The organism is Trueperella pecoris (assembly GCF_014926385.1).
GTDB classification, from domain to species: Bacteria; Actinomycetota; Actinomycetes; order Actinomycetales; family Actinomycetaceae; genus Trueperella; species Trueperella pecoris.
Map to the genome: position 1 here is coordinate 915373 of NZ_CP053291.1, position 14138 is coordinate 929510.

Here is a 14138-nt window from a genome sequence, read left to right on the forward strand (position 1 = left end):
TCGCAGACCGAAAGGAGAATCAGTGACGGAAAGTACTGTGACCCCGCCCAACGTTGCCGATATTGAAGAAGCGTTGCGCGACGTGATTGACCCCGAGCTGGGCGTCAACATCGTTGACCTCGGCCTGCTGTACGGCATCACGCTCGAGGACAACTGCGCCATCGCAGACATGACGCTGACGTCGGCGGCCTGCCCGCTGACCGACGTCATTGAAGACCAGGCACGCCAGGCCGTTGCGGGGCTTGTGGACGACTTCCGCATCAACTGGGTGTGGTTGCCGCCGTGGGGCCCGGAGAGGATTACGGACGACGGCCGCGATCAGCTTCGAGCGTTAGGATTCAACGTATGATGAAGAAATTTGTGGCGCTGAGCGCGGCAATGCTCATGCTCACTTTGTCCGCCTGTTCTGGGGCCGAGACGTCGTCGGTGTCCGAGGATGCCGTGGTGATTGACGTACGCACCGCCGAGGAATACAGCGCGGGCCACCTCGAGGGCGCGAAGAACCTGGATTGGAACTCGGGTCAGTTTGCCGATTCGGTCGGCCAACTCGATAAGAACGGTGACTACCTGCTGTACTGCCGCTCGGGCAACCGGGCGGGCCAGGCCAAGCAGATGCTGGAAAGCCAAGGCTTTACGAAGGTGACCAACCTTGGCTCGCTTGAGGATGCTGCAGCAAAGACGGGCAAGAAGATCGTCAAGTAAGACGGCGGTGGCCGGGAAAGACTCATTCTTTCCCGGCCATCATTGCATCAAGGCCCACTAGGGCTTGGCCACGCTCCAAGTGTCACAGGTTTGGTAGGTGCCACCCTTGATGCCACGTAGCAACCACTCCATGCGCTTTTCGGCCGAGCCGTGGGAGAAGTTGTCCGGGTTGGCTTCGAGCCCGGCGTTTTCGTAAATGCGGTCGTCTCCCACCGCCTGTGCCGCATCCATCGCGGCGCGAAGCTCGGCCTCGGTGGGCTGCTTCATAAAAGCGTTGCCGTTGGCGTCCTTGGTGGAGGCGGCGTTGTGAATCCAGGCGCCCGCGAGGCAGTCCGCCTGGAGTTCGGAACGCACCATGGACGACGATTCACCACTTGAGCGGTGGTCAATCTTGTTCAGATCGCCCGTCAGAAGCTGCATGTGGTGGCCATACTCGTGTGCGAGGATGTAAAGCTGGGCAAGCGGCGCGTTGTCGGCGCCGAGGCGGTTGAGCTGGTCGAAGAACGAGACGTCGATATAGATGGACTGATCGCCGGGGCAGTAGAACGGTCCGGTTTGGGACGAACCGGCTCCACATGCGGTCGATACGCGGCCGCTGAAGAGATTGAGCGAGGCAGGCTGATAGCGGATGCCGAGCTCCGAACGCGTCTGTGCGTTCCAGAAGGCATCAATGGAGTTCTTTCCCGCCACCATGCGGCATTCGACGTTGCTGTTCGCGTCCGCGCCGGTGCGGCACTGCTCCTCGAGGCTCTGCCCCTGGTGCTGTTCCTGCTGGTTGGCGGGAGCCTCATACGCCTGGCCAAGATCGGGCAACTGACCCGTTATGAGCACGTAGAGGATGACGCCGATAAGGCCAAAGCCGCCTAACCCGCCGCCGACGGCGGCACCGCGACGCCCGCGGGTGACGCCCGAGGTGTCAAGTTGGGCGTTCTCATTAAAAGTCATGTGCCAAGCCTTTCGGTTCTACTGTGGCGGTTTAGCCGTGTAGAAATTGTATACCCGATCACCGCCTGCCTTCACAGGCAATATGGAGAGTGTGCGACCTGCCGATACACTAGGTGCATGATTCAAGGACAAGACCTCCATATGCGCATCGGCCAGCGAGTCCTTCTCAACGAGGTCACACTCAATGTCGATAAAGGCAAACGTATTGGCCTTGTCGGGCGCAACGGCGCGGGTAAGACGACCCTGCTTCGTCTTCTGGCGGGCGAGGCCGCCAATTCTGATGTGGTCGAGCGTTCGGGCAGCATTTATCGCAGGGGAACGATTGGTTATCTTCCTCAGGACACGCGTGTGGGGGACCTGTCGCAGATCGCCCGCGAGCGCATCCTCTCCGCCCGTGGCATCGAGTCAATGTTGCGGCGAATCAAGCGCGCTGAACACGAGATGTCCACCCTGAGCGGGCCGAAGCAACAGAAAGCGATGGAGCGTTATGTTCGCCTCGACGCCGAGTTCACCGCGGCCGGCGGCTGGGCGGCCAATTCGGAGGCGGCCCGGATCACGGCGGCGCTCGGCCTTCCTGAGCGCGTCCTCGATCAGGCGCTCGAGACGCTCTCGGGTGGACAGCGGCGCCGCGTCGAGCTCGCCCGCGTGCTTTTTTCTGACGCCGAAACACTGCTACTCGACGAACCGACGAATCATCTCGATCACGACTCGATCGTGTGGCTACGCGACTGGCTCAAGACCTATAACGGCGGGTACGTGATCGTCTCCCATCACGTCGAGCTTCTGCGCGAGACGGTCAATACCGTGTGGTACTTGGACGCCAACCGCTCCACCTTGGACGTGTACGCCACGGATTGGGACCATTACGTGACGCAACGCGAGATGGATGAGAAACGACGCCGTCGCGAACGGCTGAATGCCGAGAAGAAGGCTGCCGCCCTCAAGGCTCAGGCAGACAAGATGCGCTACAAGGCGACGAAGGCCGTGGCCGCACAGAATATGGAAAAGCGTGCCGAGCGTATGCTCGAGGGGCTCGAAGCCGAGCGGGCTGCCGATAAGGTGGCAAACCTTCGCTTTCCGACTCCCGTGGCGTGCGGAAAGACGCCGATCCGGGCTGAGGGTCTGACGAAGATATACGGTTCGCTTGAGGTCTTCGCAGGCGTTGACCTTGCCATCGATCGAGGCTCGCGCGTGGTAATTCTTGGCCTCAACGGAGCCGGAAAGACCACGCTGCTTCGCCTGCTTGCCGGGGTGGAGCACCCGGATGCGGGCGAGGTTATTGAGGGCCATGGCCTCAAGCTCGGCTACTACGCCCAGGAGCATGAATTCATCGACATGGATTCGAGCGTGTATGAGAACATGCGCCGGGCGGCTCCCGAGGAGTTCAACGAGACGGACGTGCGTTCCGTGCTCGGTTCTTTTCTCTTTTCGGGAGAGGACGCGGACAAGCCGGCCGCTGTTCTCTCAGGCGGCGAAAAGACGAGGCTCGCCCTAGCGACCATCGTCGCGTCGGGCGCCAACGTGTTGCTCCTCGACGAGCCGACGAACAACCTTGATCCCGCCTCTCGGGAGAAGATTCTCGAGGCCCTGCACAAGTACGAGGGCGCCGTCATTCTCGTGACCCACGATGAGGGAGCCGTGAGTGCTCTCAATCCCGACCGGGTGCTCCTGCTACCCGACGGGGACGAGGATCTGTGGTCTGACGACTATATCGACCTCATCTCGCTGGCATAGGCTGGGACCATGAAGACGCTCATCATCATGCGCCACGCGAAGGCCTGCTACGGTCCCACCGACCACGCCCGCCCGCTCACCGACCACGGCCGTAGACAAGCCAGGTTCGTCGGGGGAGAGCTGAGCCGAATCGCCGGCGTCATCGACCACGTCCTCGTCTCCGATGCCACTCGCACGCGGCAGACGCTCGAAGCGCTCACTTCCGGCGGGCTGCGGGTCAAGGAGCGTTCGATCGAGCCGAGCCTGTACAGCGCCGGCGGGGACGACGTCGTCGACCTGCTGCGAGTCGTCGCCAACGAATCGGTGGTGATGGTGCTCGGGCACGAACCGACGATGTCAGACGTTGCCTATGAGCTGTGGAACGGGGTGGGCGACGCTGGCTTCTCGTCCTTCCCGACAGCGGGCGCCGCGATCTTCACCTTCGACGGGGAATGGGCGGACCTGGCGCCGAGATCCCTGACACTGACGCGCTTCATCCGCCCACCCAGGCAGGCAAGGTCTGAAGGGAATCGAGGCTAGTCGGCGGACTGACGCCCGTTCGGAGCCACGCTTTCGGCATATGCGGCGCGCTTGGCACGGTTGAACTCGGCTCGCCTGCGCGCCCACTCTTGCCGAAGTTCGGGATCCTCCATCACCAGCTTGACGGTCTGGCAATCCTCGGGTCCGGTCACATAGAGCTGGCACAGGGTGCAAGGCTCGCCGAAGCGTAACGGACACATGGGGGTTTTAGCCATGAATGTCCCACCCCACGAGTGCCGCGATCGCGTCAAGGCGGGCGAAGTTAATGGCGCAGTCCGCATTCTCGCGCACGACGTCCTTGCCCTGGAAGGCCACGCCTAGGCCCGCACGGGCCATCATGGGCAGATCATTGGCACCGTCGCCAGCACACAAAACCATCTGGGGGGCCAGGCCCCATTCGCGCTCCCAACGCTCAATAGCCTCGACCTTGGCCGCGCTATCAATCACGGGGCCGCGCGTGCGGCCGGTGAGGGTGTGGTCGTGAACTTCGAGGCCGTTGGCAACGAATCGATCAACTCCCGCGCTGTCTGCAAGCGGGCCGACGACCTCGGAAAATCCGCCGGAGACTAAGCCGAACTTCCCGCCATGTGCGTGGACGGCGTCGAGAAGGCGGGTGGCGCCCTCGGTGAGTTGGACGTCCCGCAACACATCCGCAAAGACGGACGCGGGCACGCCAGCGAGCTTAGCCACACGATGCGCGAGAGATTCTGCGAAGTCGAGTTCGCCTCGCATGGCAGCCGTGGTGACCTCACGCACCTCGTCCTCGACGCCGGCGTGAGCAGCCAGCATCTCGATGACCTCGGTGGTGATGAACGTCGAGTCGACGTCGGTGACGATCGCCGCCGGACCTTCGTGGGCCATCGGGCCCGTGATGAACGCAGAGTCGATGGCGAGGGCCATGGCCGGTCCGCGCACCTCGTCGGCGAACTCGGCAAGAGACATCTTGCGTGGTCCAAGCTCGCTGATCGGAGCCTTGAAAAGCCACGTGTGGGCGTGAAGCCCGACGGCGGCGACGGGCCGATCGCGCACGTCAGCGTCTACGTCGAGAATCGTCTGGCGGACGTGATGACACAACGCGGTGGGAATCGGGTGAGGCGCCACGAGCGAGAAACGAACCAACATGATTCAAGACTAGCCGCGTTGTCAGACATTTGAACCCGGTGTTACTGTCAGCGAACACGCGGGTGGGGTAGCCCCACGGACTACCCCACCCATCGCGCAAGCGCGTATTTAATGCAGCGTTACGCGGGCGCCCTTAGGTACCACCACGATTCCGCCCTCGGAGACGTGGAAGCCGCGTGCACGATCGTGTTCGTGATCGATGCCGATCTGGGCGCCTTCCTCGACAACCACATATTTGTCCAGAATTGCCCCGACGACCGTGGCGTTACGGCCGACGTTAACGCCGTCGAACAACACCGAGTCACGCACCGACGACCACGAGTTCACTCGCACGTGCGGGGAGAGGACCGAACCTAGGACCTCGCCGCCGGAAATGATGACACCGGGGGAGATGATCGAATCCAGCGCATGCCCGAGGCGTTCGCGGTGGCCATAGACGAACTTTGCCGGCGGCAGGCCCGTGTAGCCGGTGTACAGCGGCCACTTGTCGTTGTACAGGTTGAAGATCGGGTTGATGGAGATCAGGTCCATGTTCGCCTCGTGGAACATGTCGATCGTGCCGACGTCTCGCCAGTAGTTACGATCGCGATCCGTCGATCCGGGAACGTTGTTGAACGTGAAATCGTAGACGCCGCAGTCTCCGTTAGCCACAAACTTCGGCACCAGATTCCCGCCCATGTCGTGGCTGGACTCGAGGTTCTCCGCATCCTCGTGGAGAGCCTGATACAGCGCATCAGCCGTGACCACATAATTGCCCATCGAGGCAAGGATCTCGTGCGGAGAATCCGGCAATCCGCTGACCTTGGCCGGCTTTTCAAGGAACTGACGGACTTTGCGCTGGTCGTTTGGATCGGTGTCGATGACGCCGAAGGACGTGGAAAGCTCGATGGGCTGGCGAATGCCAGAAATGGTCATACCGACGCCGGTGTCGATATGCTGCTGGACCATCTGTGAAAAGTCCATGCGGTAAATGTTGTCCGCACCCGTGATGAGCACGTAGTCAGGGCGTTCGTCGTCCAGAATGTTGAGCGACTGGAAAATGGCGTCAGCCGAACCCGAGAACCACTCCTTCGAGACGCGCTGCTGCGCAGGCACCGGGGATACGTAGTTACCGAGCAGTGAAGACATTCTCCACGTCTTCGAAATGTGGCGATCGAGCGAATGGGACTTGTACTGTGTGAGCACAACGATCTTCAGATAGCCCGAATTAACGATATTGGACAATGCAAAATCAATAAGGCGGTAGGTGCCCCCGAACGGAACGGCCGGCTTGGCACGATCCTGAGTGAGTGGCATAAGGCGTTTGCCTTCTCCTCCCGCAAGGACGATGGCGAGTACTCGTGGATTTGATCTCATACAAATAACCATAACGGTTTAGCCCGAGGAATTTGGCTCGATTCACAAATTGCCCAACTGAAGGCGATACAGTTGAACATGCATCCCACGAAAGGAAAACCGATGAGAGTCGATCTGCTCACGCGCGAATATCCTCCGCACGTCTATGGAGGAGCCGGTGTTCATGTTACGGAGCTTGCCAAGGTCCTCAAGGCGCACGCCGAAGTACACGTACACGCCTTTGACGGCCCGCGCGAGGAAAACGGCAACGGCGCCACTGTCCATGGCTACTCTGACCTGCCGGAGCTTGCCGATGCCAACGGGACGCTCAAGACTCTCGGGGTAGATTTGTTGATTGCGGACAAGACCGCCGGAGCGGATCTTGTCCACTCCCACACATGGTATGCGAATATGGCCGGGCACCTGTCCAAGCTCATGTTCGGCATTCCGCACGTGATCTCGGCGCATTCGCTTGAGCCCCTTCGCCCGTGGAAACGCGAGCAGCTCGGTGGTGGTTATGAGATTTCCTCCTGGATCGAGAAGACGGCCTACGAGGCGGCGGACGGCATTGTCGCCGTTTCGAACGGCATGCGCGAGGACATCCTGCGCTCCTATCCCCATGTGGATCCGGATAGGGTGCGCGTGATTCATAACGGGATCGACCTCGAGGACTGGAAGGCGCCGCGGTCGGAGGAGGAGTGGGCCAGTGCCCGCGAGTATTTCAGTTCCTACGGCCTGGATCCTGATCAGCCGACCATCATCTTTGTCGGGCGCATCACCCGCCAGAAGGGCGTTCCGGGCCTGCTTCGTGCTCTGAAGTATGTGCCCGAGGACGTGCAGGTGATCCTGTGTGCTGGCGCCCCGGACACGAAGGAGATTTTGGACGAGACGCGGGCCTTGGTTGAGGACCTGCAGAAGACTCGCGAGGGCGTCGTGTGGATCGACGAGCACCTGCCACACGAGAAAATTGTGGCGCTCGAGGCGTGTTCGACCACGTTCGTCACGCCCTCCGTCTACGAGCCGCTCGGCATCGTCAACCTCGAAGCCATGGCCGTCGGGTTGCCCGTTGTGGGTACGAAGACTGGTGGAATTCCCGATTGTATCGACGACGGCGTCACCGGCACGCTCGTGCCCATCGATCAAAAGCAGGACGGCACGGGCACTCCGCTCGATCCGGACACCTTTGAGAAGGACCTGGGGCTTGCCCTGGCCGACATGGTTGCCGACCCTCAGCGCGCCAAGGAGATGGGCCTGGCCGGGCGCAAGCGCGTGGAGGAGCATTTCTCCTGGGAGTCTATCGCTATCAAGACGATGGCCTTCTACGAGGACATCCTCGCCCGGTAGACCCGCTTATTACAGGCCAAAACGGGGAGGTCGGCGCGCTACCACGCACGCCGACCTCCCCGTCAACTAGGCTTATGGGCATGGGAGATGTTTTAGAGGTAAATGACGTCATCGTCCGCCGCGGCGGACGCCGAATTATCGACGGTATCGACTGGTCGGTCAACGAAGGAGAACGTTGGGTTGTGCTCGGCCCCAACGGCGCCGGCAAGACGACGCTCGTGCGGCTCGTCTCGGGCCGCATGCATCCGACGTCGGGCAAAGTGACGATCATTGGCGAAGAACTCGGTCACACGGACGTCTCCGAGCTTTATCCGCTCGTTGGGCTTTCATCTTCCGCGCTCGATCAGCGCATCAACGACGCCGAAACGGTCCTCAACGTTGTACGAAGCGCTGCCTACGGCGTCGTAGGCACGTGGAAAGAAAGCTACGAGGATCAGGACGACGCGCGAGCCCTCGAGCTTCTCGCTGTCCTCGGCGTGGCCGAACTGGCCGAGCGCACGTGGGGCACACTGTCGTCTGGGGAACGCAAGCGGGTGGGAATTGCGCGGGCCCTCATGCCTGACCCTGAGGTTCTCATTCTTGATGAGCCGGCATCGGGCCTCGATCTGGGCGGTCGTGAGCACCTGCTCGCCTCCCTGTCGGCGCTCGCCGGGGGAATCTATGCGCCGGTCATGGTCCTCGTGACACACCACGTGGAGGACATCCCGGAGGGCTTCACTCACGGCCTCCTCCTCAAAGACGGCAAGGTTGCGGCCAGCGGCCCGCTCGAGGACGTCATGACTTCGCAAACGCTGTCTGAGGTTTTCGACGTTGAGGTCGAGGTCAAGGCCGAGGGTGGCCGATTCTCCGCAAAGGCGAAGTAGGGCAAACAGACCCGGGCGCACAGGGAAGTATTCCCCTCGCAGGCGTAGCTGCCAATGGCCGATTCGCACGTAGACTTGGGTGGACGCAACATTCACGAGATGGGATTTTCATGGCTTGGGGTATTTGGGCAATCATCACCGTCGTCCTGCTCATCGCAGAGACGCTGACGGTTGATTTTCTCTTCATGATGTTTGCAGCAGGCACGCTTGCTGCGACCATCACTTCAGTGGTCACACCTCACGCGCTAGCGCTTCAGATCGTGATCTTCGGCATCGTTGCCATTCTCGGTATCGTCTTCGTTCGCCCGTGGGCGCGCAAGCACGTCAACGATTCCTCCCACGGGGAATCAAACGTGTATGCGATGACCGGGCAGATGGGCTACGCCCTCTGCGAGGTCGACGTCAAGGGCGGACGCGTCAAGGTCGGCGGCGAAGTATGGAGTGCAAAGACGCCAGGAGCTGTGATTGCGGAAGGCACCGCCGTCGTTATTCAAAGTGTGGAAGGCGCACGAGTCGTCGTCACACCCTTCCACAATGAGTCCTAGCACAACAGAAAGTAGGAGTCATGCCAGACAACATGGTTTTGCTCGTCTTCCTTGCGATACTGGCGCTGCTTGTCGTCGTCATTATCGCCAAGTCCGTCATCCAGGTTCATCAGGGGTTCACGGTCATCATCGAGCGGCTCGGAAAGTACAACAAGACGCTTCGTCCTGGTCTGCACTTCCTGATCCCGTTCTTCGATTCGGTCCGTCAACGCATCGACATGCGTGAACAGGTCGTGCCGTTCCCGCCGCAACCGGTGATTACATCGGACAACATCGTTGTCAACATTGACACGGTCATCTACTACCAGGTCACTCAGCCTGAGGCAGCCACCTACGAGATCGCCGATCCTATGTCAGCCATCGAGCAACTGGCAGTGACAACGCTACGTAACATCATCGGATCGATGGACATGGAGCAGGCGCTGACCGGTCGCGACCAGATCAACGGTCAGCTACGTGGCGTACTCGACGAGGCGACCGGCCGTTGGGGCATTCGCGTCTCGCGCGTGGAGCTGAAGGCCATCGACCCGCCGGCAACTGTCCAGTCCGCGATGGAGCAGCAGATGAAGGCCGAGCGTGATCGCCGTGCCGCGATCCTCACCGCCGAGGGTGTTAAGCAGTCCGCGATTCTCCGCGCCGAGGGCGAGAAGCAGTCCGCGATTCTCCGCGCCGAAGGCTCTGCACAGTCGGCCATCCTGGAGGCTCAGGGCGAATCGCGAGCGATCTTGCAGGTGTTCGACGCTATCCACCGCGGAAATGCCGATCCGAAGCTGCTGTCCTACGAGTATCTCAAGGTGCTTCCGCAGATCGCCGATTCGCAGTCCTCGAAGCTGTGGATTGTTCCGACCGAACTGACCGCGGCGCTCGACGCCGTCACCAAGGGCTTCACCGGCCGCGCCGGCGACGAGCCCGTCACCGTCAACTTCGATGGGCTCGATGAGGACATCGCGGACTCGCTCGCCTCAACCAATCTCCAGGATGTGGGGGCGGCGCTTGCCGACGCACGCGGGGAGGCCAGCCGCGCCTCGTCCGAGGCGGAAGAGTCCGGCACCCATTCGGGCAAGACGTTCAACCCACGCGTGGAGGTCGGCCAGCAGCCCAGCGTTGTTGACCCGATTCCTTCCACCGAGGATGAGCTGAACTAAAAGGATGGGGCGGCCGCTAGCATTTCTAGCGGCCGCTTCTGCGCATTTTGTGGCAAAGTAGCATCCGTGATGATTAACGTGACTGACCTTTCCGATCCCCGCCTCGACGACTTTCTGCGGCTCACCGACGTGGCCTTGCGCCGCAAGCTTGAAAGCGAACGTGGGCTCTTTCTGGCCGAGGGCGAGAAGGTCATTCGGCGCGCGGTCGTGGCTGGATACCGCCCGCGGTCGGCCGTGATGACGCATCGGTGGCTCGAAAGCCTTGGCGGATTGTTCGACGACGACGTCGCACTCTTCGTCCTCCCGGACGATCTCCTCGAGCAGCTGACTGGTTTCCGCGTTCACCGCGGTGCTATCGCTTCTTTCGACCGTCCTGCGCTACCAAGCGTGGAGAGCTTCTTGAACTCGATACCGCGAGCGCGACGCCTATTCGTCCTCGAAGACCTCGTTGATCATACGAATGTGGGTGCAATTTTCCGTTCTGCAGCCGCGCTGGGGGTAGACGGGGTGCTCGTGACCGAGCACTGTGCTGATCCGCTCTACCGGCGCTCGGTCAAGGTGTCGATGGGGACGGTGTTTCAGGTGCCATGGACCCGCGTCGATCACTGGCCGCGGTCGATCGGTCAGCTGTCCACAGCAGGGTGGACGACGGCGTCGTTAGCCCTCACGGACCGCGCCGTTTCGCTGGACGAATTCGCCGCGATGGAACCCGCGCGTGAGGGAAAGGTCGCGCTGATTTTAGGCACGGAAGGTGACGGCTTGTCCCGCAGAACGATGGCGAATTCAGACTACGTCGTGACGATCCCGATGGCGGGAGGGATTGATTCGCTCAACGTTGCGGCCACAAGCGCGGTGGCTGCTTGGGCGCTGAAGCCGCGTTAGGACGCTTTGGTGAGGTTCTCCATGGTGTCGTAGTCCTCGAGCGCCTGTCTGAGGAGGTCGGCAACGGAGCAGTCGAATACCCGTGCGAGCTTGATCAGTGTGTTGAGCCGCGGGTTGGCAGGGTTGTTGGACTTGCGGTCTGCCCGGCCGTATTCGAGAAGCTGATAATGGTTACGGTTGATGTCGGCCTCGAGTGCCACCTGTTCCTGTGTCAGGCCCAGGCGCTTGCGATGGTTAATGAGCGTCTTGCCGAAAGTGGACGCGAAGGCGCGTTCGGCTGCAGAATGTTCGGTCACATGCCTATATTCCGTGTTTACACGGCAAGAGTCTGCAGGGTAAACACGGCATTGGCCATTTTGTGACGCAGAAAAATTATCCACATGTTCGTCAGTGGTATCGGTTGTCCACTTTTGAATGTTTTTGAAAAACGTCGGCGTTCGGTTTTAGCCATGATGAGCTCGTCGAAGGGAAAATCATGCAAACAAACATTCGTCGATCAATTCTGATTCTTTTGCTGGGCGCTGCGCTGGCGGTGCTCGCACCCTCTGCCTCGGCGGCGGAGCGGCACTGGGAGCGCCTATCCTCAGAAGATAGTAGATGGGCAGGGATCACAAGCGAGGGCGTCCCCATAGCTGTCTGCACGGGCGACACCCAGCTGAATTTCACTTTTCAGCAAGGCCTGGAGAACGCCGACTTTACGAGCTATACCGAGACGGTGGCGGGGGAGGAGTATGTCCGCCACGGCACCGAGAGGGGGCCGGATACAACAATTGCCGCTTCAAAGACGGGCGTCGCCGCGGCGGTCCTCGATTTGTGGGGGTCGCAAACTGTGGACGGCGTTCCTCCTGAGGTTTTCACGATTGCTCTCCACGAGCTCGCGGGCGGCGGATACGGCATCAGTGCCACGGGCAACGCCGAGTGGAGGGAGCAGGCACGCGATCTCTTAGGTGAGGCGGCTAAGCTCGCGGGTCCTCATCGCGCCGGAGATATCAGCTATGGTGAGGCGTCTGTGACGGGCTTTACCGTTGTTGGCCGGGCAGGAGTGCCGATTTCAGGAATCCCGTTCCGCGCCGAGCTCAGTGGCGGCGTTTGGGCCGATACGGGCCAGTCTGTCCTCGAGGGGTACACGCAGGGTGCTGCGCAGCGGTTTGCGATCTCCGAATCTCGGGGCGAACTGGCCATACGCGTGGTCTACACCGATATCCCTGGCCATTCATTGAAGACGGGGCACCACGAAGTGGCCCAAGATATGCATATGCCGGGCGAGCGTGGCACTGTCGAACAGGAGGCGGTACTCCGCCAGGCTGTGCCCAACGTGGCCATATCCACTCGCGCTTCGGTTGACCTCACCGGTGACAATGCCACGATTACCGACATGATCAAGGTCGATGCGAATGCGTGGCCGGTCGAGGAGGGCCAGGCGGCCGTCTATGACATCGTGGCCGATCTCTACGGTCCGTTTGACAGCCAGCTGCCAGAACAGAAGCATGTGCCGGAGGGTCTGGTGGCGCATTCCACGATTCCGCTCAGCATCAACGCGCCGGGCGAATACGGGATCTCCTTCGATGACAGGATCGACAGTGGTTGGTACACCGTCGTCGTCAGGGGTGAGTTTCAGGGGCGAGATGAGCCTGCGGCGCGCGTGGTCATGCCCTTCTTCGAACCCGCCGAAACCGTGTTCGTGGAAAGGCCCAGCGCAACGCCGATCGTTCCCGCAACAGCGCCCGTCGCAGAGGTGAGCCCGAACGCCGGGACTGGTCCGGCTCGCGAGCTACCGAATACGGGAGGCGAAGTTTCAGGGCTCACACTCCTTGCGGTCGGTCTGGCAGGAGGGGGCGGGGCGCTACTGATGCGTCGGCGCTAGCTACATCGCCGCATCTGCGAAACTCAGTTGGCGCCACGCCTCGTAGAGGGCGATGGATGCCGAGTTGGCAAGATTAAGCGATCGCCGGCCGGGCAACATGGGAATCCTCAGCATCTTCGTAATCCGGGGATCGTCGAGCACAGATTCCGGTAGCCCGGTCGGCTCCGTGCCAAACAGGAGGATGTCGTCTTCACGGTAGGCTTCGTCGGCGTAATTGTTCGAGGTGTGGCCGGTGAAGGCGAAAATTCGACGGTGGGGGCCGAAGTACTCTTTTGCATCCTGCCAAGATTTATGAATGACGAGGTCGGCGAGGTCGTGATAGTCGAGGCCTGCGCGCTTGAGATGAGCGTCGTCGAAATTAAAAGCCAGCGGTTCAATAAGGTGCAGACGGGCGCCCGTGCAGGCCGCTAGGCGGATGGCGTTACCCGTGTTGCCGGGAATCTTGGGTTCATGAAAAACAAAATCGAGCACCCACCTAGCTTAGCGTGGGTGCTCGATTCTGAGCTATCGCTGGTAGGTCACGGTCAGTTGCGCCCGTGCGATTGTATGGAAGACGGTGTGGAATGCGGCGGTTGCCGGCGTCGTGTCTTCGGGGTCCAGTTCGAGAGAAGGGACGTCGAGGGCGTGCACCACGAAAATATAGCGATGCGGGTGGACGTCTCCTTCTGGGGGTGCGGCACCGTAGTAGGCGAATTCGTTGGCATCGTTGCGGATGTGGCTGGCGGCACCGGGAAGGGTGAGGTCATGGTGGCCCGCGCCTTCGGCCAGTGATGTCGTGGTGTCGTCGAGGTCTAAGACAGTCCAGTGCCAGTAGCCGGACGGCGTCGGCGCATCTGGATCAAAACATGTGACGGCAAAGCCTTGTGTCTGCTCGGGAAAGCCTGACCACTCAAGGGCAGGAGAAATGTTGTCCTTGAATCCGAGGTGCTTATCGGGCATCGTCCCGCCGTCGGACATCGTGGGGCTCGTCAGGGTGAAGGAGGGGACGTGGGGGAGGAGGTCGTAGGGGTTGGGTGCGGGAGGTCGTTCTAGGTTCATGCTTGCACTATATGCGATGAGGCTCACAAGTGTGCGGAAGTGTGGGTGGGCGCGCGTGGACGCCTGGCTAGTTTTTGTCGGAGCTTACCCCTACGATGAA

The 14138-nt window shown here is 61.0% G+C and carries 17 protein-coding genes; 10 read left to right on the top strand and 7 right to left on the bottom strand.

Translation table 11 applies throughout. The features are described from left to right. Positions 1–22 precede the first annotated feature (22 nt). On the top strand, positions 23–349 hold the full coding sequence (locus HLG82_RS04385; protein ID WP_193327485.1) for a metal-sulfur cluster assembly factor: 327 nt from the start codon (positions 23–25) through the stop codon (positions 347–349). Beyond that, positions 346–702, top strand: a complete 357-nt coding sequence (locus HLG82_RS04390; protein ID WP_208584703.1) for a rhodanese-like domain-containing protein — start codon at positions 346–348, stop codon at positions 700–702. The genes HLG82_RS04385 and HLG82_RS04390 overlap by 4 nt, the downstream gene beginning before the upstream one ends. A 57-nt stretch (positions 703–759) precedes the next feature. Here the strand turns inward: HLG82_RS04390 and ypfJ are convergent, their stop codons facing one another. Beyond that, positions 760–1647, bottom strand: coding sequence for a KPN_02809 family neutral zinc metallopeptidase (gene ypfJ, locus HLG82_RS04395; RefSeq protein WP_193327486.1), 888 nt, complete (start codon positions 1645–1647; stop codon positions 760–762). 117 nt (positions 1648–1764) lie between these two features. Between ypfJ and HLG82_RS04400 the strand changes: the two genes are divergently transcribed. Next, on the top strand, positions 1765–3381 hold the full coding sequence (locus HLG82_RS04400) for an ABC-F family ATP-binding cassette domain-containing protein (protein ID WP_193327487.1): 1617 nt from the start codon (positions 1765–1767) through the stop codon (positions 3379–3381). A gap of 9 nt (positions 3382–3390) precedes the next feature. Beyond that, positions 3391–3900 carry a SixA phosphatase family protein gene (locus HLG82_RS04405; protein WP_193327488.1) on the top strand — a complete coding sequence of 170 codons (510 nt, stop codon included), beginning with the start codon at positions 3391–3393 and terminating at the stop codon, positions 3898–3900. Here the strand turns inward: HLG82_RS04405 and HLG82_RS04410 are convergent. The 3 genes from HLG82_RS04410 to glgC form a co-directional block, all read right to left on the bottom strand. Then, on the bottom strand, positions 3897–4115 hold the full coding sequence (locus HLG82_RS04410; RefSeq protein WP_197550580.1) for a DUF6767 domain-containing protein: 219 nt from the start codon (positions 4113–4115) through the stop codon (positions 3897–3899). The two genes, HLG82_RS04405 and HLG82_RS04410, sit on opposite strands and share 4 nt — an antisense overlap. Continuing rightward, positions 4108–5022 carry a phosphoserine phosphatase SerB gene (gene serB / locus HLG82_RS04415; protein WP_255313938.1) on the bottom strand — a complete coding sequence of 305 codons (915 nt, stop codon included), beginning with the start codon at positions 5020–5022 and terminating at the stop codon, positions 4108–4110. Before serB ends, HLG82_RS04410 begins: the two co-directional genes overlap by 8 nt. Positions 5023–5130: 108 nt before the next feature. Continuing rightward, positions 5131–6378 (bottom strand): glucose-1-phosphate adenylyltransferase, encoded by a 1248-nt coding sequence (gene glgC, locus HLG82_RS04420; protein ID WP_193327489.1) that lies wholly within the window; start codon positions 6376–6378, stop codon positions 5131–5133. Between the two features lie 102 nt (positions 6379–6480). Here glgC and glgA point away from each other — a divergent pair, with 102 nt between their 5' ends. From glgA to HLG82_RS04445, 5 genes are all read left to right on the top strand, one after another. Further along, positions 6481–7701, top strand: coding sequence for a glycogen synthase (gene glgA, locus HLG82_RS04425; RefSeq protein WP_193327490.1), 1221 nt, complete (start codon positions 6481–6483; stop codon positions 7699–7701). Positions 7702–7781: 80 nt separating this feature from the next. After that, the gene (locus tag HLG82_RS04430) at positions 7782–8564 is read left to right on the top strand and encodes an ABC transporter ATP-binding protein (RefSeq protein WP_193327491.1); all 783 of its coding nucleotides are present in this window, start codon (positions 7782–7784) and stop codon (positions 8562–8564) included. A gap of 110 nt (positions 8565–8674) precedes the next feature. Next, positions 8675–9109, top strand: coding sequence for an NfeD family protein (locus tag HLG82_RS04435; RefSeq protein ID WP_193327492.1), 435 nt, complete (start codon positions 8675–8677; stop codon positions 9107–9109). 20 nt (positions 9110–9129) lie between these two features. After that, the gene (locus tag HLG82_RS04440) at positions 9130–10254 is read left to right on the top strand and encodes an SPFH domain-containing protein (protein ID WP_193327493.1); all 1125 of its coding nucleotides are present in this window, start codon (positions 9130–9132) and stop codon (positions 10252–10254) included. 66 nt (positions 10255–10320) lie between these two features. Next, positions 10321–11136 (top strand): TrmH family RNA methyltransferase, encoded by an 816-nt coding sequence (locus HLG82_RS04445; protein ID WP_193327494.1) that lies wholly within the window; start codon positions 10321–10323, stop codon positions 11134–11136. Here HLG82_RS04445 and HLG82_RS04450 read toward each other — a convergent pair. Further along, positions 11133–11432 (bottom strand): helix-turn-helix transcriptional regulator, encoded by a 300-nt coding sequence (locus HLG82_RS04450; RefSeq protein ID WP_197550578.1) that lies wholly within the window; start codon positions 11430–11432, stop codon positions 11133–11135. The two genes, HLG82_RS04445 and HLG82_RS04450, sit on opposite strands and share 4 nt — an antisense overlap. A 179-nt stretch (positions 11433–11611) precedes the next feature. Between HLG82_RS04450 and HLG82_RS04455 the strand changes: the two genes are divergently transcribed. Then, positions 11612–13000, top strand: coding sequence for an LPXTG cell wall anchor domain-containing protein (locus HLG82_RS04455; RefSeq protein ID WP_193327495.1), 1389 nt, complete (start codon positions 11612–11614; stop codon positions 12998–13000). Here the strand turns inward: HLG82_RS04455 and HLG82_RS04460 are convergent, their stop codons facing one another. Further along, entirely contained in the window at positions 13001–13471 is a 471-nt protein-coding gene (locus HLG82_RS04460; protein ID WP_193327496.1) for a tRNA (cytidine(34)-2'-O)-methyltransferase, read from the bottom strand. A 33-nt stretch (positions 13472–13504) separates the two neighbouring features. After that, the gene (locus tag HLG82_RS04465; RefSeq protein WP_193327497.1) at positions 13505–14038 is read right to left on the bottom strand and encodes a YbhB/YbcL family Raf kinase inhibitor-like protein; all 534 of its coding nucleotides are present in this window, start codon (positions 14036–14038) and stop codon (positions 13505–13507) included. Positions 14039–14138 lie beyond the last annotated feature (100 nt).